18 protein-coding genes and 1 pseudogene are annotated in these 24259 nt (G+C 57.7%); 11 read left to right on the top strand and 8 right to left on the bottom strand.

Features of this window, described 5'->3' with window-relative positions:
• Positions 1 to 15: 15 nt before the first annotated feature.
• Positions 16 to 285, bottom strand: coding sequence for a hypothetical protein (locus tag I9184_RS10610; protein WP_152459709.1), 270 nt, complete (start codon positions 283 to 285; stop codon positions 16 to 18).
• Positions 282 to 845 carry an XRE family transcriptional regulator gene (locus I9184_RS10615; protein WP_171635555.1) on the bottom strand — a complete coding sequence of 188 codons (564 nt, stop codon included), beginning with the start codon at positions 843 to 845 and terminating at the stop codon, positions 282 to 284. Before I9184_RS10615 ends, I9184_RS10610 begins: the two co-directional genes overlap by 4 nt.
• Positions 846 to 952: 107 nt before the next feature.
• On the opposite strand from I9184_RS10615, the gene ilvD reads away from it, so the two are divergent.
• Positions 953 to 2785, top strand: a complete 1833-nt coding sequence (ilvD, locus tag I9184_RS10620; RefSeq protein ID WP_171635553.1) for a dihydroxy-acid dehydratase — start codon at positions 953 to 955, stop codon at positions 2783 to 2785.
• 199 nt (positions 2786 to 2984) lie between these two features.
• Here the strand turns inward: ilvD and I9184_RS10625 are convergent, their stop codons facing one another.
• Positions 2985 to 3803 (bottom strand): sulfotransferase family protein, encoded by an 819-nt coding sequence (locus tag I9184_RS10625; protein WP_209834249.1) that lies wholly within the window; start codon positions 3801 to 3803, stop codon positions 2985 to 2987.
• A 143-nt stretch (positions 3804 to 3946) separates the two neighbouring features.
• Here I9184_RS10625 and I9184_RS10630 point away from each other — a divergent pair, with 143 nt between their 5' ends.
• Together I9184_RS10630 and I9184_RS10635 are read left to right on the top strand one after the other, a co-directional pair.
• On the top strand, positions 3947 to 5524 hold the full coding sequence (locus I9184_RS10630) for a DUF5928 domain-containing protein (RefSeq protein WP_171724082.1): 1578 nt from the start codon (positions 3947 to 3949) through the stop codon (positions 5522 to 5524).
• Positions 5525 to 5855: 331 nt separating this feature from the next.
• The gene (locus tag I9184_RS10635; RefSeq protein ID WP_209834251.1) at positions 5856 to 9455 is read left to right on the top strand and encodes a flavoprotein; all 3600 of its coding nucleotides are present in this window, start codon (positions 5856 to 5858) and stop codon (positions 9453 to 9455) included.
• On the opposite strand, the gene I9184_RS10640 is transcribed toward I9184_RS10635, so the two are convergent.
• The 3 genes from I9184_RS10640 to I9184_RS10650 form a co-directional block, all read right to left on the bottom strand.
• The gene (locus I9184_RS10640; protein WP_209834253.1) at positions 9452 to 10615 is read right to left on the bottom strand and encodes a hypothetical protein; all 1164 of its coding nucleotides are present in this window, start codon (positions 10613 to 10615) and stop codon (positions 9452 to 9454) included. The genes I9184_RS10635 and I9184_RS10640 overlap by 4 nt on opposite strands.
• A 20-nt stretch (positions 10616 to 10635) precedes the next feature.
• Positions 10636 to 13911 (bottom strand): adenylate/guanylate cyclase domain-containing protein, encoded by a 3276-nt coding sequence (locus I9184_RS10645; RefSeq protein WP_209834255.1) that lies wholly within the window; start codon positions 13909 to 13911, stop codon positions 10636 to 10638.
• A 116-nt stretch (positions 13912 to 14027) separates the two neighbouring features.
• Entirely contained in the window at positions 14028 to 14912 is an 885-nt protein-coding gene (locus tag I9184_RS10650; protein ID WP_171635540.1) for a LysR family transcriptional regulator, read from the bottom strand.
• Positions 14913 to 15015: 103 nt separating this feature from the next.
• On the opposite strand from I9184_RS10650, the gene I9184_RS10655 reads away from it, so the two are divergent.
• From I9184_RS10655 to I9184_RS20910, 6 genes and pseudogenes are all read left to right on the top strand, one after another.
• Complete coding sequence (locus I9184_RS10655; RefSeq protein WP_171724079.1) at positions 15016 to 16458, top strand: aldehyde dehydrogenase family protein; 1443 nt, start codon at positions 15016 to 15018, stop codon at positions 16456 to 16458.
• Entirely contained in the window at positions 16458 to 17432 is a 975-nt protein-coding gene (locus I9184_RS10660; RefSeq protein ID WP_209834257.1) for a membrane dipeptidase, read from the top strand. The genes I9184_RS10655 and I9184_RS10660 overlap by 1 nt, the downstream gene beginning before the upstream one ends.
• Before the next feature lie 4 nt (positions 17433 to 17436).
• Positions 17437 to 19125: a hypothetical protein gene (locus I9184_RS10665; RefSeq protein WP_209834259.1), complete on the top strand. Its 1689-nt coding sequence runs from the start codon at positions 17437 to 17439 to the stop codon at positions 19123 to 19125.
• Positions 19122 to 19751 carry a DUF3726 domain-containing protein gene (locus I9184_RS10670; protein WP_209834261.1) on the top strand — a complete coding sequence of 210 codons (630 nt, stop codon included), beginning with the start codon at positions 19122 to 19124 and terminating at the stop codon, positions 19749 to 19751. Before I9184_RS10665 ends, I9184_RS10670 begins: the two co-directional genes overlap by 4 nt.
• A gap of 11 nt (positions 19752 to 19762) precedes the next feature.
• Entirely contained in the window at positions 19763 to 20779 is a 1017-nt protein-coding gene (locus tag I9184_RS10675) for an Ldh family oxidoreductase (protein WP_209834263.1), read from the top strand.
• Between the two features lie 120 nt (positions 20780 to 20899).
• A pseudogene (locus tag I9184_RS20910) lies at positions 20900 to 21077 on the top strand (IS5/IS1182 family transposase); the annotation flags it as partial.
• 551 nt (positions 21078 to 21628) lie between these two features.
• Here the strand turns inward: I9184_RS20910 and I9184_RS10680 are convergent.
• Together I9184_RS10680 and I9184_RS10685 are read right to left on the bottom strand one after the other, a co-directional pair.
• Positions 21629 to 22564, bottom strand: a complete 936-nt coding sequence (locus I9184_RS10680; RefSeq protein ID WP_171635528.1) for a mechanosensitive ion channel domain-containing protein — start codon at positions 22562 to 22564, stop codon at positions 21629 to 21631.
• A gap of 56 nt (positions 22565 to 22620) precedes the next feature.
• Complete coding sequence (locus I9184_RS10685) at positions 22621 to 23436, bottom strand: response regulator (RefSeq protein ID WP_209834265.1); 816 nt, start codon at positions 23434 to 23436, stop codon at positions 22621 to 22623.
• Between the two features lie 57 nt (positions 23437 to 23493).
• Here I9184_RS10685 and I9184_RS10690 point away from each other — a divergent pair, with 57 nt between their 5' ends.
• The gene (locus I9184_RS10690) at positions 23494 to 23718 is read left to right on the top strand and encodes a NepR family anti-sigma factor (RefSeq protein ID WP_245218085.1); all 225 of its coding nucleotides are present in this window, start codon (positions 23494 to 23496) and stop codon (positions 23716 to 23718) included.
• On the top strand, positions 23711 to 24256 hold the full coding sequence (locus I9184_RS10695; protein WP_171635524.1) for an RNA polymerase sigma factor: 546 nt from the start codon (positions 23711 to 23713) through the stop codon (positions 24254 to 24256). Before I9184_RS10690 ends, I9184_RS10695 begins: the two co-directional genes overlap by 8 nt.
• The last annotated feature ends 3 nt before the right edge of the window (positions 24257 to 24259 follow it).

Genomic DNA, 24259 nt, shown 5'->3' on the forward strand with positions numbered 1-24259 from the left:
AAGGCTGGATAGCGCTCACTTGGCGCTGCGCAGGCGGAAATGTTGGATAATCCCAATGAGGCTGATCAGAATCCAGAACCCCTCGATCAACATTGATGCGAGATTGAAATTCTGGAGCAGGGAATAGACGATCAGCACCGAGCCCAGCAGGTTGATCACCGGAAAGGCCAGATCATCCGAGTTCATCATCCGCATCTGTGTTGCGAAATACGCGGCGACCACGATCAGAGCCCCGAAAGAGCCGATGGCGTCGACGATGGTCAGGCTGTCGAAAAATGCGGTCATGAATGGGCCTTGCCGTTCTCTACAAATTCGGTGTGTTGGGCGTAATGATGCATGTTTAGAAAGGCCGCCCCCTCGGGGCCGGCGCGATACCCGTGCGGAAGATCGGCCGCGAAACGCAACCCCTGCCCGGCTTGTAGGGAAACCCACTCGTCTCCGCGCAGGATCTCAAGCGTGCCGCTCAGAACAAAGACCTCTTCGGTCACGCCTGTCGCGTGGGCGGGCGACTCGTGGCTTTGGTTCGGCCTGAGGTTGACGTGGAATGTCTCGGCGCCCAGAGCGGGATCGAATGGAAAGACGATCTTGACCTCGATCGTGCCGGGGAAAGTTACGGTCTGAAAAACCGAAGGGTCCCCGTTCATCGTATCGATCAGCGCGCTGAGCGGCAGTTGAAACCCCTTGGCAATTTTCCACAGCGTTGCGATGGTTGGGCTGGATTCACCGCGCTCGATCTGCCCCAGCATGGCTTTGCTCACGCCAGTCATCTCGGCCACTTTCGACAGGCTCAGGCCCGATGCCGCACGCACGTCTCGCAGTTTCAGCGTTATATCGTCAGAGTCCATCTCATCGTCCCGCGAATCCTCTTGTGCGTTATAGCGCACATGTGGTACGTGCGCTATAACGTACGAACCCCAAGACATGCAACCCGAGGCAAAAGGGAAACAGCATCATGCCATTGTACCGATCCAGAACCTCAACCCATGGCCGCAACATGGCTGGCGCACGCGGCCTTTGGCGCGCCACCGGCATGGGAGACGATGATTTTGGCAAACCGATCATTGCCATCGTCAACTCGTTCACCCAATTCGTCCCGGGCCACGTGCATCTGAAGGATCTGGGCCAGATGGTTGCGCGCGAGGTCGAGGCTGCAGGCGGTGTGGCCAAAGAATTCAACACGATCGCGGTGGATGACGGCATCGCAATGGGCCATGACGGGATGCTGTATTCGCTGCCCTCGCGCGAAGTGATCGCGGATTCGGTCGAATACATGGTCAACGCCCATTGCGCCGATGCGATGGTCTGCATTTCGAATTGCGACAAGATCACCCCCGGCATGCTGATGGCCGCGATGCGCCTGAACATCCCTGCCATATTTGTCTCGGGCGGGCCGATGGAGGCTGGCAAGATCGATATCGCCGATCTGGAGGCCAAGAAAATCGACCTCGTCGACGCCATGGTCGCCGCGGCGGACGACAAATTCACCGACGAACAGGTTCAACATATCGAAGAGAATGCCTGCCCGACCTGCGGCTCCTGTTCTGGCATGTTCACTGCGAACTCGATGAACTGCCTGGCCGAAGCATTGGGCCTGGCCCTGCCGGGCAACGGCTCGACACTGGCGACACATGCCGACCGCAAAGAGCTGTTCCTTGAGGCAGGCCGCCGCATCGTTGAGATCACCAAGCGCCATTATGATCTGGATGAAAAAGGTTTTCTCCCACGCGAGATTGCCACCTTCGAAGCATTCGAAAACGCCATGAGCCTCGACATCGCCATGGGCGGGTCCACCAATACGGTGCTTCATCTGTTGGCCATCGCGCATGAGGGTGGCGTTGATTTCACCATGTCCGACATGGACCGCCTGAGCCGCCGCGTTCCCTGCCTGTGCAAAGTCGCGCCCAACACCGAAAATGTGCACATGGAAGACGTCCACCGCGCCGGAGGTATCTTCTCGATCCTCGGAGAGCTCAGCCGCGCAGGCCTGCTGCACGAGGAATGCAACACGGTACATTCGGCCACAATGGGTGAAGCGATCGCCAACTGGGACATCAAGGTCGCCAACAATCCAAAGGCGCAGGAGCTGTTCAAGGCCGCCCCCGGTGGTGTGCGCACCACACAGGCGTTCAGCCAGTCCAACCGGTACAAGGAACTGGACACCGACCGCGAAGGCGGCGTGATCCGCTCGAAAGAACACGCGTTCAGCCAGGATGGTGGTCTGGCCGTTCTGTTCGGCAATATCGCTCGCGACGGCTGTATCGTGAAAACTGCTGGCGTGGACGCCAATATCCTGAAATTCACCGGCTCGGCCTACGTGTGCGAAAGTCAGGATCAGGCGGTCAACGACATTCTTACGGGCAAGGTGAAAGAAGGCGATGTGGTCGTCATCCGCTATGAAGGCCCGCGCGGTGGCCCGGGGATGCAGGAAATGCTGTATCCGACGTCATATCTGAAGTCCAAGGGTCTGGGCAAAGCCTGCGCGTTGCTGACCGATGGTCGCTTCTCGGGCGGCACATCAGGCCTGTCGATCGGCCATGTTTCGCCCGAAGCGGCCGAAGGCGGTGAGATCGGTCTGGTTCAGAATGGCGACACGATCGAGATCGACATCCCAAACCGCACCATTCATCTGGCAGTTTCGGATGAAGAGCTGGCCGCCCGCCGCACGGAACAGAACGCAAAGGGGTGGGAGCCCGCCGCGCCCCGCAAACGTAAAGTGTCCACCGCGCTCAAGGCCTATGCCAAGCTGACGACCAGCGCAGCAAAAGGGGCTGTTCGCCAAGTCTAAGCACACACGCGACCGGCTTGCCGAGGCGGCGAGCCGGGTAATCAACCGTCCTCAAGAGCTCCCGCGCCCGATCCGTACCATCGGCTTCGCCGATGCCACGTTCGACCTTGGGCCCGGCGCCGCGCAGCGCGCGGCGCCGGGCCCAACCGGAGGAGATGTTTCGCAAGAAATATCGACGACGGGCGGGAGCACCCCACCGTCAGTCGCCCAATTTGGCGTGGATTTCATGCAGATCGATTTCACCGATCGGCATCTTGTTCGCCGGGTTTTCGAAGTCGTATTTGAACAGCTCGAAATCCTGCTTGTAGATCTCGTAGACCAGATGCATTGACAGATCGTCAAAGTAGTCCTCGACCGGATGCGCACGTTTTGGCCCATGCCCTTCGGATTCATTGAACCGTGGAATCTCGGACAGTTTGACCGGGTGCTTCAGCTCGACATTGTCCAGAACATCCTGCATCCCGTCGTTGAACGCTTCTGTCCAGAATATCCGGTCATAGTGACCGCCGTTCACGATGAAAGTAGACACGTGGCCTGACATCGCAGACCAGTGAATGTCCGGGTCCATTGGGCGCCGCCACCGGATCGTATCACGCGCAAACAGCAGAAACCGGCGGAAGCTGGCGATCTGGTCAAACTCTCCCTTGCCGTCGCCGCCGCCCACTTCGATCCCGTAGTTATAGATCAGCGTCGGCACCAGATTGCCGCGGTATCTCTTGCCGTTGCGCTGAATGCCGCAGATCTTGTCAAAGAATGAGCTTAGGATGCGGGTGTAGGGATTGCGCACACAAGTGAAAGAATAGGACGCGTGATTGCGCACATTGTTCGAGATCAGCTTCTGGCTCTGATCAAATGCCCATTTGTGCATGCCGTCCTTGGCATCATGGATATCACCGTCGAAGAACTGACCATGATCCGAGAAATACATGATCTGACCAATGGTCGAGCAAGCACATTTGGGCACCACGCGGTACACCATGCTTTCGCTCTCGGTCATCCAGGTACCGGGAAACCCCATCTGCTGTGCCTCCTGCGCTGGCCAGGTCTCGATGCGATACGCCAGCTTTTGGTAACAAAGAACCAAAATTATTCTGTTTATTCAATCGCTCATCCTCAGTATCACGGTTGAAATCAGGCAGAAACGGATATTGCGTAATCTCAATGGCAAAAGTCGCCTATATATTGCTGTGTCACAAGGACCCTGAAGCCATCATTGCACAGGCCGAACAACTGACCGCTGTCGGCGATTGCATGGCCATCCATTTTGACGCCAGCGCCAGCGCCAAAGCCTATGAGCGCATTCGTTCCGCACTGGATCAGAACCCCAATGTGACCTTTGCAAAAAAACGCGTCAGATGCGGCTGGGGAGAATGGTCGCTGGTCCGGGCCACGCTGAACGCCCTGGAAGCCGCCGTGGAAAATTTCCCCCGCGCCACACATTTCTACATGCTGTCGGGTGACTGCATGGCGATCAAAACCGCTGAATACACGCACCGTTACCTCGACGATAACGACAAGGATTTCATCGAAAGTCACGATTTCTTTGAAAGCAACTGGATCAAGACCGGCATGAAGGAAGACCGGCTGATCTATCGCCACTACTTTAACGAGCGCACGCAGTCCAAGCTGTTCTATGCCGCCTATGAATTGCAAAAGCGCCTCGGTCTGACGCGGGACATCCCCCAGGACATTCAGATGATGATCGGCAGCCAATGGTGGTGCCTGCGTCGCAGAACCGTCGAAATGATACTGGATTTCCTGCATCAGCGCCGGGATGTGATCCGTTTTTTTTCGACCACGTGGATTCCTGATGAAACCTTTTTTCAGACGCTGGTGCGTCACCTGATCCCAAAAAACGAGATTGAAAACCGAACGCCGACATTCCTGATGTTCTCGGACTATGGAATGCCGGTCACGTTCTACAATGACCACTATGACATGTTGCTGGGCCAGGATTATCTGTTCGCACGCAAGATCAGCGCCGAGGCGCATGAGTTGAAGGCCCGGCTCGGCTCGCTCTATGCCAGTGAGGGCGTCGATTTCCCGATCTCGAACGAGGGGCGCAATCTGTACGCGTTTCTCACTGGTCGCGGGCGTATCGGCCGCCGGTTCGGACAACGCTTCTGGGAAGCCGGGAGCGTACTCGGCCCGGAACGGGAACTGTTCGTGATCGTCTGCAAGAAATGGCATGTTGCCAAACGTCTTGTCGATCAGATCGCATCTGAAACGGATATTCCTTGCGTTGAATACCTGTTCAACGAAGAAAATACGTTGCTGCCGGATCTGGGCGGGATCGACTCCACACTGACCAAGCGCTCTCGTCACCGGCGTGCCGTTCTGCGCCTGTTGTTCGACAGTTTCGGGTCGGATCAGCTGGTGCTGTGCCTTGACCCGGCCAATCTTGACGCGCTCGAGGATTTCTGCGGCGACCAGGCCAAAACCCACGTGCTTGAGATCGAATGCGAATACTCGGACGACTATCTGATCGGCCACGCGCGTCGCGTCGGGCTGGCCGGAGACAACAGCCCAACGGAAACCGTTGCTTCCTTGCTGCCGACCCTTCGCAACGATCTGGGCTATGAATCCGAACGGATCCGCGCTGCCCGGCTGGACAATTACCTGCGCCTGCGGGAAACGGCCCCGCGCGCCGACAATGAAGCGGTTATTGCCAAGTTTCTTGGGGTTGGTGAAGACAAAGCCCAAGCCGTCATGCAGTTGGATTACCTTTTCCTCGACTGATCCCCAAAGCCCTTCACAGATTGTCTGCCCGAAGGCTGGCACCCGTGACCCGCGCAATCCAAATCGCGGATGGCAAGTGTTCCGCCATGCAAGGCAGCCGCAGCCGCTGCAACTGCACTCGTGATTTTTTTTCAATTATCGGATACTGTGCAGCCAATTGGGCCATTTTGTTCATACTTTTTCCATCAGAAACACGGCCCTTGCCAGAAACAAACACTGAAAACAGGCAGGTCTTTTATTCTGAATGACCGTTGTCCGAGCTTCGAAGAACCAGAGGCGCTGGCGGACCGAAGATTGAAATATTGCAACGCAACTCCGGGGGGACACAGTTGTGACCATAGATCAAATTTCCAAATCCAGACCTTACACCCCAAGCGACGCAGACTGGAAGATGATATATGATGTCCTTCCGGGTAAGGCTCAGATCGCCGACCCAGCCGTCATCAACCCACAATTCGAATGTATCGAGGTGACCGGAAACGCGGTTCTGCCAGCGAACGGCATGTATATCGTGCTGCGTGGCGTGGTTCAGCTGCGCCAGAACGGAAATCCATTGGCCAGCGCGGATGTCGGTGATTACTTCTATGAAGAACACCTTCAGATCTCGGATATCCCTGTCAGCCTAGAAGCGCTTGCGCTGGATGGAACCCGGTTGGCGTATCTGTCCAGCCAGAACTGGCTTCAGATACCAGAGAGCGTCCGGCAACCCTGTTTTGCAACGATGTTTGGTGATCTGGTCAGCGTTCAGTTGCAGAATTTTCAGCAGCCGATCAATTGTTGCAGTGTCACGGCGGCCGCTCTTAGCATGTCGGCGCTGGGGTTCAGCTGCGAAGTGAATGACATCTTCCGCGAATGCGCATTGCCCTCGTCCTTTGTCGTGAACGACGGAATCTCGCTGGGCGAGCTTTTTGACGTCGCCTGCACCTACATTCACACGCAGGGGCTGCGCGAGCGGGTTCAGGTTCAGGCCTATTTCATGGACGCAGACACAACCAGTGTGCCGCTGCTGCTTGAGGCGATCGACGAATCCAACCGGCTGGGCGGTGACAACGACATTCTGGTCGCTAATTTCCAGGTCGGTCTTGCCCATGGCAACAAGACTATGCCCGGCGGCCATTTTGCCGTCATCGCCAAGTGCAATCCAAGCACGGGGCTGGTGCATATGATGGATGTGCACCCTGAGAAATACGGCAAGCTTTGGGTGACAACCGTCGAACGGTTGTGGCAAGCCATGTCGGATCGTGACGGAACCTCGATGCGGTCCCGCGGCCTTTTGCGGTTTTCAGCACGGGCCGCGGTCAAGACGCACCTGAAGACCTTCAAGCAGCGGTGCAATTACGTCGACAGCACACGTTATCTGGCGAAAGATCCCAAGAAACGCCGCAACCTGTTCCGCCGGGCAACGCCCAACATGAACTCGATCGGCGTTTTGGTGGAAAGCCTCGCCATTCACGGCGACTACAGGGTGGACGAGGACGAGTTGCTGCGGGCGGCCCAGGTGTCGTTCACGGATACTGTCCGCCGGGTCGCCACCGCCAAAGACATGCACGACATGGTCGAAAAGTATATCAGACAATCCGAGAACCTGCATCTGAGCAGTTCGTTCCAGAGCTTTGAGACCCGCGACGACAAATCAATCCAAACCCCCGAAGACTGGTTCAAGGCGCAGTTGAAAAGCCTGACCCCCGACAGCAACCGTCACCTGATGATCAACATCGACTTCAATCGCGTCACCGGGATCGAGGCGATCCGCCCGCCGGACAACGTGTTCCGGGAAACTGCGTTGCTCGAAGAGTTCTGGTGCCTTTGCATAGACTATGACGAGGATGAAGACGTTGTGACCATAGTCGATATGAGTCCGGCAACCTCGCAGGTCTGGCAAGCGCCGCGGGGCAACATCTTCCGTGGTCTGCGGGATCTCGAAGACCCTGCATTGTTGGTGATCGAAGAGGTCGAGCCGCCCGAAAACCCAAGCGATGTTGCCAGCATCATCAAGCACAATACGATGGTTCTGTTCTACGAGGACGAGGACCCGTGGTCCTATATGCTGCGCAGCATTCTTTCGAATATCGGGGCAACGACCGTCAAGCAGATCGACGTGGGCGGGCGCGATCCCAATATGATCAGGATGCGGCGGCAACTGGTGACGCTGGGCGAAAGACCGGACGTGCCGTATTTGTTTTTCAAAGGAAAATGCATCAGCAAAAGTGAAAAGCTGGAAGACATCGTAGACATGATCCAGGCCGGTGAATTGCAGGCCAGAATGCGCAGGGAAGGGCTGCCGGTATCCGAACTGAATGAAACCCCAAGCCTTGAGAAGAACCCGTTCGGCTATCCCAAGGGGGTGATGAATCAAGTAAACGCCGGAAAGCGAAACGTATTGCTCTGCGCCTGCGGGTCATCGGCGGCGGACAAGATCCCCGAGCTTGTCGAACGCATTGTCGACGCGGGGCATAACGTGAAACTGATCCCGTCTGTTTCGGCCGAGAAATTCTTTCGGGATTTCGGCGCCGAACGGATCGACGCCAAGATCACCCACAATGACTATTACCGCGACGATGACGAGTGGAATTTCCGCTATTTGAATTTCGACATGCCGGTGCGCGCCTCGCATCTGGCACTGTGTGACTGGGCAGATTGCGTCATCGTGGCCCCCATCACCTGCAACACGATGGGCAAGGTTGCCAATGGCATCGCCGACAATCTTTTGACCTCGGTCTTCGTGGCATGGCAATACCAGAAGAAACCCGTGATCCTCTGCCCCGCGTGCAATACGAATATGTGGAACAATATCACCACACAGAACAACGTCGACAAGCTTAAGACGCTTGGGGTCGATTTCGTCGGACCGCGTGAAGGTCGCCTGTCGAACGGCCGGATGGGCATCGGCATGATGGCAACGCCGGACCAGATCATGGAGGCACTGGAAGACGCGTTCGAGGAATTGGACGACCAGAAGTATCGCGTCTGCAAATGGGCGCGCGAGGCCGCTGCCGCCGATGATATCAACGAATGGAAGCGCGTGTTCCGTGCCATCGACGAAGGGGTCGTCGGGGTCAACATCGTGGACGAGGCCCATGGAGATTCACTGTTGCACTATGCAGCGGGCGGTGAAGGCGAACTGGGCGAAAGCGGCCATGATCTGGGTAAGCCGGATTATGAGGCCGCCCAGAACCTGATCGACAGGGGTATCGACGTCAACATTGTCAACGATCACGGATTCACCGCATTGCATGTGGCGGTGATGAACAAGGCACCGAAGATGGCGGAAATCCTGCTGCGGGCCGAAGACATGGATGCGACCTCGTGCATCGAATTCGTTCAAAGCATGCAGATCGAACCGGAAATCCGTTCCATGCTGGACGCCTGGGCGCAAGATCACAACCTGAAGATGGCAGACCCCGAACAGGGGCGTGACGAAAGCTTCGTGGCGGTGAACGAGCCCTCTTACCTGTATTTCACCTATGGATCACTGAAGCGGGGGTTCCCCAATCATGACGCACACAGCGCGGTCCTGAATGAATTCGTGGGAACGGCGCGCACCCGGCAACCAATGCCCCTGATCATCCCGAAGGAACCATTCTGCGACAATCCCAACTGTGGGTATCTGCATCGCATGGCAACCCTTGTGGATCAGCAGGGGATGGGCAAGCAAGTGGGTGGAGAGGTCTACCGTGTCACCGAATCCGGCCTCGGCGAACTGGACAGGCTGGAAGGGTATTACGGCCCCGGCTCACCCGAGAATGTCTATGTGCGCAAGAAAATCAACGTCGTCATCGAGGGTGCGATGAAACCCGCATATGCCTATGTGATCGCTGATCCGGAAAAATACCTGAAAAGCTGGCGCGAGGGTACATCCGAAGTGGTGAGCGATTACACGCTGGACATGGCGCAGGGCGAACCCAAACCCGGGTTTGAACCCGTGGCCTAACAATCCCGCGTGCTGATCGGTGGCGGTTCCGAGCTGTCCTTGATGCCGAGGTTATAGGCCGTGATCGCCACCATACACAGCAGCACGAAGGGCCAGAAACTGGCCTTTGGGATCAGGTTGTCTCGATAATGGATGATCCGCAGCGACGGCACCGCCTCTGAGGCGAACAGGTACGTATTGATCGAAACCGCCAACAGCATGAAGTACATAAGGAAAAAGAACGACTCCATATAGATCACGGGCGATCCGGCGAATCCTTCGCGCAGTTGCACATGGGCCAGCAGGATCACGAAGAACAAAACCGAACAGGTGCCGATCACGCTGGACGTGCTGAAGTCATGCCGCTCGACCAACCCCTCGCGGCGCGTGACGGTCATGACTGCACCGAACAGCAGCATCACCACGACCAGCAACGGGATCATGTGAACGATGAACGCGTTTGCAAAATTGCGTTTGATGACGAAGTTGTAATGCAACTCGGGCGTGTTGGTCTGGTAAGCGTTCTGCCGGATGCCCAGCGTCGTATCCAGTTTCGACAGCTTGTAGTCGAAATAGGTGTTTTCTCGCTCCCACGTGCCCATCACGATCCGGTTGTCGATCCCGAAAATGTCATCCGATCCGGTCGCCGGATAAGCCTCGAAGTCAGGAACCAGCGCGATATTGACCTCGAAAGAAGCGGGCGAGAACCGCACCCAAACCGTTTTGTGATCGAAGGGATAACTGGTGTAGTCGAAGCTCTGGCGCAGGGTTTGTTCAAAATACCAACCAATCAAGACGCCGTCGGGTTGCGACAAGCGGTATGCCTCTTCAACAAGGCCGTTTGCCGTATCGACCGCTTCGGGCAGAAGAAATCCAACCTCACCTTCGGCGGGAAGGATCGCATCATGTTCCTTTGCTTTGTAGTGCTGCCAGATATAGCCGGTAAGCCGCACGTCGCTGGCGCCCAGAAAGCTGAACGACTTTATGAAAATCCCCGTTCTCAAACGATAGTCCGGCGCCACGTCCATTCTGCACAGATACGCATCTACCGAAGCCTGATCGGGCAGCTGCGTCAGGTCTTCCTCGAAATGGTTCAGTTCGATCCAAAGCTTGAGCAACAAGGCGGCCAACCCAAAGGTCAGCAGGCCAGAGATAAGCCAAACCTTTTTTTCGACGCTCATTCAGCCTCCTGCCTTGCCGCCTAACTGGTCAGAAAATCCGCGCGGCCCAGCAAGGACTGGGTAATGCCCATCGCGGCAAAATGCTCGGTCATACCGGCAAAACCGCTATGCTCTGACGGTGGAATATTCTGCCTTCCGCTCTCGGCCAACAGCCGTGTTTGACGAATGGACAGGTCCACCATCGGCAACGGCTCGTTCCTAGTGAACGCGGCAAGGCCATCCGCATACTCCATTGCGGCATCCCAATCACCACGCGCCAGCATGACGGCGCTGGCATCGGGGAAGAAGTGCAGATGGCTGTGGCCAACACATCCCTCGGCGATGATCTCGGAACCCAGTTTCAAAAGGCGCGTTTGCTCATCCGGGTCCGTTTCGGCCATCGCCAGGGCTGACAGGGCCTTGGGTCCAACAAAGTTCCGGCCATGTTCAAGCGCGATTTCGACTGCTCGCAGACCGGTTTCACGTGCGCGCCCGACCTGGCCGGCATAAACCTGCGTTCTGGCCAAATGTTCCAACGCCTGCGCTTCAAGGCGTTTTGCGCCCACGCGCTCTGCGATTTCGGCCGAAACGCCAAAGGCTTCCAGCGCACGGTCGAGACTGCCCAGAAAGGTCTCGGCCACGCCAAGGCATGTTTGCGCAACACATTCCGGAACGAAAGCGAAATACGTCTGCGAGATTTCAATCGCCTCATTGGCATCTGCTCGGCCCTGCCCGACATCCCCAGTATAGCTGCGCGCCACGCTGAGATTGTGCAGATTGGCTGCAAGGTCCCGAACCAGCCCTTTTTCGCGTGCCCGTTCAGCGGCTTGGGTATAGAACCCCGCCGCCGTCTTCATCGAGGCTTTCATGAAATTGGCGTCGCCAAACCCACTCAGCGCCCCAACCTCAAGGCGCGGGGATTCCAGCTTGCGGGCAAGCGAGAGCGCCCGCTCGTTGGCCTTCAGCGCTTCTTTGTTCCGGCCCAGCGGGAAATAGACGTTGCCGCGCACATAGCTTATCTGGGCCTCATCTTCCTCGGACCCGCAGCGCTGTGCCGCTGCCTCGGCCGTGTCGAGCGCTTCCAGTGCGTCCTGATACAGGCTTGCTTGCCGCGCCGCCTGCGCAAGCCCGATATGGGCCCGGGCGATTTGTTCGTCTGTTTCAGCCAAACCGGCGGCGTCTTTGAACTCGTCCAAAGCTTCGTTTGACAACCCCTGCAACCGATGGGTTTCGCCCCGCGCGCACAGCAGGTCAAATCGGACACCCGCCGGGGACGGCAATTCCAAAGCACGCTCGATCAGCGGGCTGGCATCGTCGAATCGGAAGGCTTGTATCAATTTGTCGGCTGCTTCCAGATAGGCTTGCGCCGCGTTATTGGCCCCGGCCCGGTCCAGATGCTGGGCGCGCAAGGTTGCATCCTTGTCTTCGAACCACTGAGCCGCCTGCCGGTGCAGGCGGGCGCGTTCGGATTTGACCAGTGTTGCATAGGACCCGTCCCGGATCAGCGCGTGGGTAAACATGAAATCGGGCCCTGCCTCTCGGATCAACGCCGAGCGGATAAGGTTGCTGGTATCCAGATGCCCTTCACCCAGAATGAAATTCAGAACTTCGGGCGAGAACCGTTGACCCAGAACCGATGCAGCCTGAATGGCGGTTCGGCTGGCGCGATCCAGTGCGTCCAATCGCGACTGAACGATACCCTGAATACTGCCCGGCACAGTTTCCTGTTTGAGCACATCCGTGTTTCGCAACAGCTGCTCCAGAAACAACGGATTTCCACCGGCGCGCTGGACGCAGGTTTCCAGCAAGTCGCGATCGATGGCCCGGAACTCTTCGACCAGTTGCCTGACGTGCTCTTCTCCCATCGGTGCCAGTTCCAGTTTTGACACCAGCGCGCCATCCGTGGCCATCTGCCAGTTCCTGTCGATCGGATCGCCCTCGGCCCGGCTGGTCATCATCAACACACAGGGCGTGTTCCGCGTCACCGCGGCGATATGAGAACACGCCGCCAGGATGTCGGGCGTCGCCCAATGGATGTCTTCAATCTGAATAAGCAGGGGCGATTCCCGACTGCTGGCGGAAAGCAGCTCCTCCAGCACCTGACGCCGCCCCCGCAGACGGGTCTTGTTGTCCATCACCGCATAGACCTCGGCCAGGCCCGGATCCTGCTCGAGTTCAAGCAAAGCATTGAGGTGCGCAGCGTTGGAAGGGCTGACCCAGCCCTTGGTAATGGCCTCTTTTGCAACGGCCGCCCCGGTTTCCGCCCCGTCCGACGCCTCAAGCCCCAGAATGCTGCGTGCAACGGTCTGAATGGCTGAATGACCTTCGCGCGCGCCGAAATCCATCACAACGCCGTTGTGGATCGTGTAGGACAGGCTGGTCGCCAATTCCGCCACTTGCTCGGACAGATGGGTTTTTCCAATTCCGGGTTCGCCCAGAACGATGTGCACTTCACCTTTTCCATGGCGTTGGCATCGGTCGAATGTGGCCGAGAAAATCGACATCTCACGCTCGCGCCCGATGAATTTGTGCCGTCTCGTCCGAATGTTCCTGGCCAGCCGGTCCAGACGCCAGACCTCAACCGGCTCGTTCAGCCCCTTGATCGCCTTGACCCCGATGGAGTCGCCCACGAACAACGGGCCCAGCGCGCGTTGAATGTCATGTGAGACCAGAGTCTCGCCGCCCCCTGAGATATCTGTCAGCCGAGACGCCAGATTCACCCCATCCCCTGTCACCGTATATTCCGTATGCGACTGGCTGCCTGTCGTACTGGCGATGACCTGACCCGAAGAGATACCGATATGACAGGACAGCGGCGGTGATAACGTCGGAAGAACCGCATGAATTTCAGCTGCCGCCCGTGCTGCCCTTTCCGTGTCATTGGTATGTGAGATCGGCGCTCCGAAAACGGCCATGACCGCATCACCGATATGCTTGTCGATGCGGCCGCCGTATTTTTCGACCACATTGTCCACTTTGCTGAAGAACTGGTTGAGCAGCGCGTGCAGATCCTCGGCATCCAGCTTGCTGGACATTTTCGTGAACCCGGTCAGGTCCGCAAACATCACCGTGACCTGCCGCCGCGCAGGTTCGTGCGGCGCTGCGGGTTCAGGCTCTGCGGCGATCTGCGCGGAATCAAGTTGCTCGATGGCACGCAAAAGCCGCCGACGATCGCCGACAGCGGTCACACCGATTTCGATCAGATCCTCGGCCGTCAAATCAGGCAGAATGGAAAAGTCGATCTTATTATCAATGAAGGCCTGCGCGTACTCGTTTAATCCATTTGCGCTCAACCAGCCCCTCAGATCTTGAGACATATCGCCCCTCTGAAGTCCCCCACTTCAAGCGAGAACCTAGCATGGCAGCGGGCATGAGTCTGCAAAAACCAAATTAATTTGTGATTTTGAGCAGGGTTAATCCCCTTTTGATGCATTCACAGGCTTGAATTTCCAAACCCACTCGACAGGACAAATGAACGACAGGCCTCCGAAATTTCTCGGAATCGCGACCTTTCCCGCACATAAAGATACACCTCGCGCCTGTCCGGCAAATCCGAAATCGGACGAAAGGCGACTGCGTCCGGGATGAACTGCGCGACGGTCTGCGGCAGGACCGTGATCCACTGGCCTGCCCTGACAGTCGTGATCAGGGAATGCGTGTTGTGGATGGTAACCTCGGCCCTGTCCAGAATTTCTCGGAAAGGCGCGGACTCGATAAAGTCACACAGGGCGTTTCGCACGAAAGGCTGAGCCACCAGATCGCAAATGGCTGGCGGTTCCGCCCGTGTCATCAGCGGATGATCGGACGCTGCAACCAAGCCGAAACGGTCCTGAAACAGCGGCTCTGCACTGACCCCGTTCAGCGGAAAATGGCCGGACGCTATGCCGATATCAGACGTGTCCCCGGCGACCGCATCCAGAACCTGCTGCGAATCTCCGTCTCGCAGCTCGATCTTCAGGCCGGGAAAACGAGACGTCATATGGCCCAGCAGAGCAGGAAAGACCAGCGCCCCCACGGACGGCACGGATACGATCCGGATCAACCCGTGCTCGGCCTGTGCCGCCAGTTCAATATTCTGAACAGCCTGATCGAAATCCCGCACCTGTTTGAGCGCAAGGTCGAGAACTTGCTGACCGAGCGGAGTAAGGTGGTTTTTCCGTTCGCCTTCAAACAGTTTCTTGCCAAGATGCTCTTCGAATTGTTTCAACATCATTGAGACCGCGGATTGCGTGCGGCCCAAACGGCTGGCTGCCTCGGCAAGATTTCCGGTTTGGGCCACGGTGCAAAAGCACCGCAGCATCTCTATTTTCACGGCCATGCTTCAATCTTTCTGAAGTTTTCTAAAGTTATTTGAGTTTGACTGATGTCGTCAGCAAGTTCCATTCTTTCGCAAACTGAAATTTGCGAATTTGGGGCCTGACGTGACCAAACTGAATCTGATTGCCGGCGAATGGCTGGCTGGCGAAAGCGAAATCGAAAACCGCAACCCATCGGATCTGAGCGATCTGGTCGGCATGTTCACACAAGCCAGCGCCGACCAGCTTGAGGCGACCCTGGATCAGGCGCGCGTCGCGCAGGCCGAATGGGCCGCCTACGGGCTCGAGCGCAAACAGGCCGTCCTGAACGCCATCGGCAACGAGTTGATGGCCCGCGCCGAAGAGCTGGGTACTTTGCTGAGCCGTGAAGAAGGCAAGCCGCTGGCCGAGGGCAAAGGCGAGGTTTACCGCGCCGGTCAGTTCTTCACTTACTATGCGGCCGAATGCCTGCGACAGATCGGTGAGAACGCCGATTCCGTGCGCCCCGATATCGAGGTGGACGTGCGCCGCGAAGCTGTTGGCGTGGTTGCCATCATCAGCCCATGGAACTTCCCCACTGCAACCGCCTCGTGGAAGATTGCCCCGGCGCTGTGCTATGGCAACGCGGTTGTGTGGAAGCCCGCCAACATCACCCCTGCCTCGGCCGTGGCCCTGACCGAAATCATCGAACGGCAGGATATCCCGAAAGGTCTGTTCAGCCTGGTGATGGGCTCGGGCCGTTCCATCGGTCAGCGGCTGGTGGAAAGCCCCAAGGTCAATGCGATTTCCTTCACCGGGTCTGTGCCCGTGGGCAAAGGCATCGCCGCCGCCGCGATCCAGAACCTGACCAAGGTGCAGATGGAAATGGGGTCCAAAAACGCGCTGGCCGTGATGGACGACGCCGATCTGGATCTGGCGGTAACTCTGGCGCTGGGCGGGGCCTTTGGCGGCACCGGTCAGAAATGCACTGCCTCGTCGCGGCTGGTGGTTCACGCGGGCATCCATGATGCCTTTGTCGAGAAACTGGTTGCCGGTGCGCAGGCAATGAAAGTGGGTCACGCGCTGGAAGCGGGCGTGCAGATGGGCCCCGTCGTCAGCCAGCAGCAGTTGAATGAAAACCTCGCCTATGTCGAACTGGGCAAATCCGAAGGGGCCGAGCTGGCCTGTGGCGGTCAGCGCCTGGAGATGCCCCATGACGGTTTCTACATGTCGCCGGGCGTGTTCCTGAACACCACCAACGACATGCGCATCAACCGCGAAGAAATGTTTGCGCCCCTGACCAGCGTCATCAAGGTCGGCAGCTATGACGAGGCGCTGAGCGTTGTGAACGACACCAATTTCGGCCTGACCTCGGGCATCGTGACCAAATCGCTGGCCCGCGCCACCCATTTCCGCCGCAACGCGCGCACCGGCGTGGTGACGGTGAACCTGCCCACCGCGGGCACCGATTACCACGTGCCTTTCGGTGGCCGCGGCGACAGCTCGTACGGACCCCGCGAACAGGGAAAGGCGGCGGCTGAATTCTACACGACCGTCAAAACCGCCTATATCAGCGCAGGCCCCGTCTGATGCGGATCGATGGCCTGCAATATGCCAACTGGTCGGAAAAGATCTTTCGCCAGTTGCGCGAAGGGGGCGTGGATGCGATCCACGTCACCATCGCGTATCATGAGAATTTCCGCGAAACGGTACTGAATTTCGAGAAATGGAACCGCTGGTTCGAGCAATACCCGGATCTGATCATGAAAGGCCGGTGGGCCAGCGATATCGACACGGCCCGTAATACGGACCGAACCGCCGTGTTTTTTGGGTTTCAGAACCCGTCGCCCATTGAAGACGATATCGGGCTGGTCGAAATCCTGCACGATCTGGGCGCGCGGTTCATGCAACTGACCTACAACAACCAATCCCTGCTGGCGACAGGTTGCTACGAGGCCGAAGACACCGGCATCACCCGCATGGGCAAGCAGGTCATCAAAGAGATGAACCGCGTGGGCCTTGTGGTCGACATGAGCCATTCGGCAGACCGTTCCACGATCGAGGCGGCTGAAATCTCGGACCGGCCCATCGCGATTACACACGCCAATCCGCACGAATGGTCCCCGGCCCTGCGCAACAAGCGGGATGACGTCATCCGTGCGGTAACGGAAAAAGGTGGGATGCTGGGCTTTTCGGTCTACCCTCACCACCTGAAAGACAAGTCCGATTGCACGCTGGAGAGCTTCTGCGAAATGATCGCCCGCACCGCCGACAAATACGGGGCCGAACATCTGGGGATTGGCACTGACTTGTGTCAGGATCAGCCCGACAGCGTCGTGGAATGGATGCGTGTGGGGCGTTGGACAAAAGAGATCGACTATGGCGAAGGCTCGGCCTCGGCTCCGGGATTCCCACCGATGCCGGGTTGGTTTCAGGACAACCGAGACTTTGGCAACATCGAAGAAGGGTTACGCGCGACCGGCCTGAACGATGACGAAGTGGCCGGGATCATGGGCGGGAACTGGTATCGGTTCTTTGCCGAGAACTTCGTCCCACAAAGGTAACCAAATGGAACCACACGCGCAGACAGAGATCGCCAGACGTGACCCATCCACGGTCATGCGGCTGTCACGTTTGGGATCGTTGCACCAATGTCGGCTCAGCTTTATGCGGCAGCTGACGCGTCGCATGGCCGAGGAAAACTGGAGCTTTTCGCGCCCCGCGTTCGAAATTGACAACAAGGGTGTGGGCCATGCGGTCTATACTGCGCAAGGCCCCGATCGGGCTTATTCGCTGGTCGCTTTTGCCCATGACCTGCCACCCGATCAACGATCGGACCGGGTGATTGCCGAGGCCTGGGATGCCACCTTTACCTTGTTTGACGGCATTCCAACGTCAGAGGATATCGACCGTCTGTCGCAGAATGTTCCGTTGCAAGAAGCCGGACGCGTCAGCGAAGCCGAACTGTCCCTGTCGCGGGCGAACCGTTCCGTGCGGCTTTGGGCTCATGTGGTGGATCAGCTTGCTGCGGGGCGGCAACCCGACCTCGAACAGATCTACAAGGTCGGCTATCTGATGCGGACCACGGCCGTTTATGGTTCGGGCAAATTCGGCGCGGCGGACCGCGAAAAGACAGCCGGCCGGGCCGAAGTCAGCGGTCCGTTCCAGATCGAGATGCTGTCGGTCTATCTGACCCGCGCCTTTGTGCGCGATCTGGTGCAGCACATGGCGCGGGTCAAAGGCCAAGACCAGACCGCAGAGCTTGATCCGGACATCGCGCGCTGGCTGGGCATCGGGAATTCGACCGGCCTGGGCATGGCGCCGTTCATCGTCAATCACCCGGTGCTGTTCAACAACTGGATCATGGTGCGCGAGGAGGCGATCTCGCGCGTTCGGTCCATTGATGCGGCTTCGGAAGATGAAGCACGTGTCTTTTGCGATGTCTTTGCACGCTGCAAACAGTCAATCGCCTGGTGGCGATCTGAACACCCGGTGCAGATGGAAAAGCTGGCGGCGCTGAATTCGGATCTGCAAGAAATCGAGAAATACCTGGCCAAGGATGATCTGACACAGGATCACCCCTGGAACCGACTGATCCTTTGGTCCGAAGCCGCGCTGACCGAAGAAGGTCAGGAGCTGCTGGCCTCTTTGATCCTTGAACCTTATGGCGCGCTTGTTGACGGGCTTGCGAGCTGCATGGCAGACACCGACGCCTCTGCACAGGTGATTGATGGGGCAATGCCGGTATCAGCGGTGCGTGCTTTGATCCGGAACAGTTTTGACTGGGCTTTGAACCTTGATTGGGCCGCCGCCAAAAACTGCGCGCGGGCCTGGTACGTATCCGAAGAAAAGCTGGAACCCCGGCTGGGCGAGCGGTTTGAGGAGCCGATCTCGGATTATGAACAACCTCTTGCACCGGCGCGGGATGCAACCTTGGCTTTCGAAGCGTTGCAGAACTGGCCTGATGACGCTCCGATAGCAGAGTTTCTGTTGCGCCATCCGGAACACCGCCACAGCGTGCGCCGCGCGCAAATCAGCCGTATCGCTCCCTACGGTGAAATTCGAGACAACACGATCAGCGCGCAGGTGATGCCCATTGATATGCTGCGCGCCAAACTGTCCTTCTTTGGGGCGACGCATTTCGACCCGCGTTCGGATCGGTGGGTGCGTATCTGCATGTATGCGGGCGCGCCCTACCCGGAAGAACTGAACACCGCGAACGCCGATCTTTGGGTTTATCCGGAGGTTGTGCAATGACCTTCTCGTTGAACGAAGTGGAAGCCACCGCCAAACGCGCAACCCGTGGGGCTGGATATGCCTGGGGTGTGGCGGAAGAAGCTGCGAAAGCAACCCGATGGCTGTGCGCCCAGGGGTTTGACGGGCCTGCGATCCTGTCCCGGTTGCTTGAGCAGGAATTTGCTCCGCACCTGGAACATCACACCCCAGAGGCCCGGGACGGCGTGTGGACCGGCGCCCGGGATCTGTGCCCCCTTATGACCGGATCGGCGCTATCAGATTTCCCGGACGCCCTGTCGCAAGGCAAAGTTCTGATTTCCAATGTTGCTGCACCTCTTCTGTTGCTGCCCTTTGTCGCCACCATGGCGAAAAAGCGGAAATCGACTGTGGAAATCACTTTGGACGGGGTTTCCGCGACCACTGATGGTGTTCATCTCAGCTGTGAAGATTTTGGAATGGAGAGGGCAAACCGCGTCGGGATAACCGAAGCCGGCAACATCAGACCCACCCGCTCCTTGCACAGCCGCGCTGACCCGGATCCGGGGGCGTGGCAATTCCTCAACACTGTGGCGCATCGCACCTATGCCCCCGCAACAGAAGAATCCCGGCTGCTTGGCGCTGGTGCAGGCTTGTCAGACAACGATTGAAGGACCACCCGATGACCGAAACCAGAACCCTCTCGCTTGCCGAAATCGAAGAGCTGTCATTCAATGCGCTGGTTGCCGCCGGCACAAGCGAAGAAAACGCACGCCCTCTGGCTGTTGCCACAGCCGCGACCGAGGCGGACGGCGTGGCCAGCCATGGGCTGGCGTATATCCCGATCTATTGCGAGCATGTTCAATGCGGCAAGGTGGACGGTCACGCAAAACCGGCCCTTGAAACCCCGCGTCCGGGCCTCATCCGCGTCGATGCCAAAACCGGGTTTGCACATTCGGCCATTGATCTGGGTTTCGAGGCGCTGATCCCTGCGGCACGGGAACAGGGCATCGCCGCATTGGCGATTACAAACAGCTACAATTGCGGTGTGCTGGGCTATCACACGTATCGGCTGGCCCAGGCAGGGCTGGTCGGATTGGGGTTCACCAATGCGCCAGCATCCATCGCACCCTCGGGCGGATCGAAACCTGTTGTTGGGACCAATCCGTTCTCGATCGCTGCACCGGGTACGGATGGTCAACCCGCGCTGCTGATAGATCAAAGCGCCAGCACCATCGCCAAAAGCGAAGTGATGAAGCATGCAAGAGAAGGCAAGGACATTCCTGTCGGATGGGCGCTGGACGCTGACGGCAACCCGACAACCGACCCTGACGTTGGTTTGAAAGGCAGCATGGCCCCCTCGGGCGGCTACAAGGGCGTGGGTGTTGCTTTGCTGACCGAAGTCATGGCCGCTGCCCTTACCGGATCGACACTTGGGTTGAACGCATCGCCTTTTTCCGGAACGGCCGGTGGCCCCCCGAAGACAGGGCAGTTCTTCATTGCGATTGATCCCGTGGCGTCCTCTGCAGGTTTGTTTTCAAATGCAATGGCAACTCTGGTTGAGTCGATCAGATCTCAGGACGGCGCGCATCTGCCCGGTGATGGCCGCCGCAAGAGCCGGCTTTCGTCAAGCGAAGCGGGTGTCGCAGTGAACTCCGCAACCCTGTCAAAGATTGAAGCGATTTTGGGCTCCGGCTAGGCGACGGCCTCACCTTCCATTGGGTGCAGTGACCAATTGGCGGCAATCCCCAAAATTGCGCTGGACAATTCAGTCAAAGGATTTGCCTGTCTCTGATTTACAGGCGCGTTGATAGGCAACGGGATATGCGCCTGTATCCCGGGCCGCAAAAAGCGCAAGTCGCGTGTGAAATCCGATATGCGGCGATCCGTGCCGCGCGAAAACGATCGGCAGACCAAAAGACTGGCAGCGCGTTGAAACCCGACAAGACCGATGTCTCACGGTCTTTCTATCGGCTGTCGTGACGTGTTGGCGTTGAAACACAACTGGGCCAGACCCAAATCGCCGCTCGCTGCACGGCCCAAGAACCTGTGATTCTCGCTGCCATTCGCTGCGTAAGCTGCCAAGGACAGCCAAAGCAGCGATTTAGCGGAGTATCCGGCACCTGGCGGTCGTTGCGCAAAAAAGTTGCAAAACGGCCCGTTTGATTGCCTGCAGCAAGCCACATTGCGGCTCTACTGCAGGCTCTGCCTCTCAACTTTCCAGGAAATCGGATATGACTGTAGCGGCCTGTTTCAGTTTCGGAGCAAAAATGGGCGCACTCCAAAACCCGGTCAGTATTGAATGCTCATCGACAGGCTTTGCGACGAGAGTTCCTTCTCAACGACCCTGGTCTCGTCGATCACGCAAGTAGCAGTTTTTTCACCAGATACATCCAGTCTCACATAGTAAGTTCATGGCCATCCCATTTTGTTGTTTAAGTCGCTGCAATCATTGCAGCGTCCCAGCCGATGACCGCATCTCAATTGCTCAAAACGCTACATCTGTCCGATGAGCTCTGGCTTCAGACCCCAGGTTCAACAGTCAAGGTTATTCTGCCGCGATCGCCTTCTCTTGCCGTCTCTCGACGTCTTCGATCAGCAGCGTGCGGGTTGGGAACGGAATATTGATATCGGCTTCGTCCAGCGCCTCTTTGACTTTGCGCTTCATGTCCGCCTGGTATTGGAAGTAGTCCGAAGACTTGCACCACACGCGGACAAGAAAATCGACGCTGCTGCTGCCAAGATTGTTCACCTGGATGAACGGTTCGGGATCAGCCAGCGAACGGGCGTCCGACATGATCGTCTCGCGAATGACGCGCTCGGCCTCCGCCAAGTTGACGCCGTATCCAACGCCGAACGTCCACTCGGCACGACGGGTCTCGTAGACGGAATAGTTCTTGATGGTGTTTCCCCACACCTCGGCGTTGGGAACGATAACCTTGACGTTCCCCATATCCGCAATTTCGGTGTAGTTCAGGGTGATATCTTTTACGGTTCCGAGCACGCCATTCACGTCAACGAAATCGCCGATCTTGAGCGGTCGGAACAGGATGATCATCACGCCGGCTGCAACGTTGGACAATGTGCCTTGCAGGGCAAGACCAATGGCCAAACCCGCGGCACCGATCAGCGCGATGATCGACGTCGTCTGCACCCCAAACGTATTCAGAATGAACAGCCCTGTAAACGCCAGGATCGTATAGCGCGCCAGATTGCCAAGAAAGTTGAAAAGCGTGTCGTCCAGACGTTCCGAGTTTTCACCGACGCCCCGGATCTTCCGGCCGACATATCTTGAAATCACAATCCCAAGAACCAATAGAATCAGCGCCGCGATCGCGTTCGCGACGAGGCCAAGAAGGGCCTCGAGCGTCAGCAGGTCGCTCAGCGATTTCCCGTCATACAGCTCGGTATTCAGAACTTGTGACAGTTTGGCCCAAACGGTGTTCGTCACGGTCTCTGCGGTCTGTGCAATCTCGTTTTCCATGATGTTCCTCGTGTTTCATCGCCTGAGTTTTTTTCTTGCAGCGCGGTCCTGCCGCGTCAGACCTCGATCACGGCGCTAGAGGCAAAGAACATGGCCTGGCTGACGGCCGATTTGACCTGTTCTTCGGTGTAGGGTTTGGAAATCAAAAAGGCCGGTTCGGGCCCTTTGCCCGTCAGTAGGCGCTCGGGGAAGGCGGTGATGAAAATGACGGGGCAATCGCCGTGCTGGGCAATGATGCGGTTCACGGCATCGATTCCGCTGGACTTGTCCGCCAGTTGAATGTCCGACAGGATCAGGTCGAACGGCTCGCGCTCGGCCAAGTCAATGGCGACCGTCTCGGTGCGTGCGACCCCTGTGACCCGGTGGCCCAGGTCGGTCACCATCGTTTCAAGATCCATCGCGATGATTGCTTCGTCTTCGATGATCAAAATGCGCCCAGAAGTGTGGCGGGCCATTTCCTCGTAGGCGATATCGATCAGCTTCTGAGCCTCGGCGGGTTCTATCTGCATGATTGCGGCGATATCGCTGACCGAGAACTCTTCGACCGTGCGCAGCAGCAAGGCCTCGCGCGTATTGGGCGTCAGGCGTGCCAACTGGGCGTGAGCGCGCGATTGAATGTCAGAACTGCCGCCATCGGCGTCAACGGGCATTCCCGACGTTGACCAGATACCGTGAAAAACACGAAACAGCGCGACCCGCGGCGCGAGATCGGCATCGAACTGGGCGGGATCTGCAAGGATCGCTTCAAGCGATGCAGCGGCGTAGGCGTCGCCACTGTCCTGTGAGCCGGTGAGGGCACGGGCATAACGGCGCAGAAACGGCAAGAGCGGGCCAATTTTATCTGCGACGGAAACTCCGGTCAGCTCGGTCATCTATGTTTTCCTCATTTTATTCTCTAAACTCGGGAACCAAACGCATACTGGGGCGTTATGGTTCCAGCAAAAGTAAAAATTTTTGATGATGCCATGACAAAACCACAGCCAAGCCGAAGCCATCGGCAAGAAATAGAGCAAAGGATCGACGAGAACCTCAAGCGGGCTTTCGATGAGGTAGCCAACGAACCGGTTCCGGATCGATTCGTCGATCTTCTTGAAAAACTTCGCAATCAGACCAGTGTTCCCAAAAGCGGTGACACGGGAGGCTCGGATGGTTGATCCGCGAGAAGAGCTTGTCGAACATATTGGTGCGATGCGTGCCTTTGCGATCAGCCTGTGCCGAAACGGCGCCACTGCCGATGACATCGTGCAGGACGCATTGATCAAGGCATGGAGCAATATCGACTCGTTCCAGGAAGGCACCAACATGCGAGCGTGGTTGTTCACCATCGTCCGGAACACCTATTTTTCGTTGCACCGCAAGCGCAAGCGCGAAGTCGAGGATGTGGATGGCGCCATGGCCGAGAGCCTGTCGCAAAAGCCCGACCATGACGGACGGCTGGCGTTGAAGGATTTTGCTGTTGCATTTGACCAACTGACGGATGAACAGCGCGAAGCGTTGGTGCTGGTCGGTGCACAAGGGTTTTCCTATGAGGAAGCTGCCGAGATGTGTGGCGTCGCCCTTGGAACGATCAAAAGCCGGGTGAACCGGGCCCGCGCGCAACTGGCCGAACTGATGGGTTTGGAAGATGACGAACCCATCGAATTGACTGATGCGGTGACGGCGGCGATCGTTCAGACGCAACCGGCGGCCTGACGA

The sequence above is a fragment of the Ruegeria sp. HKCCE3926 genome (assembly GCF_017872515.1).
GTDB lineage: Bacteria > Pseudomonadota > Alphaproteobacteria > Rhodobacterales > Rhodobacteraceae > Ruegeria.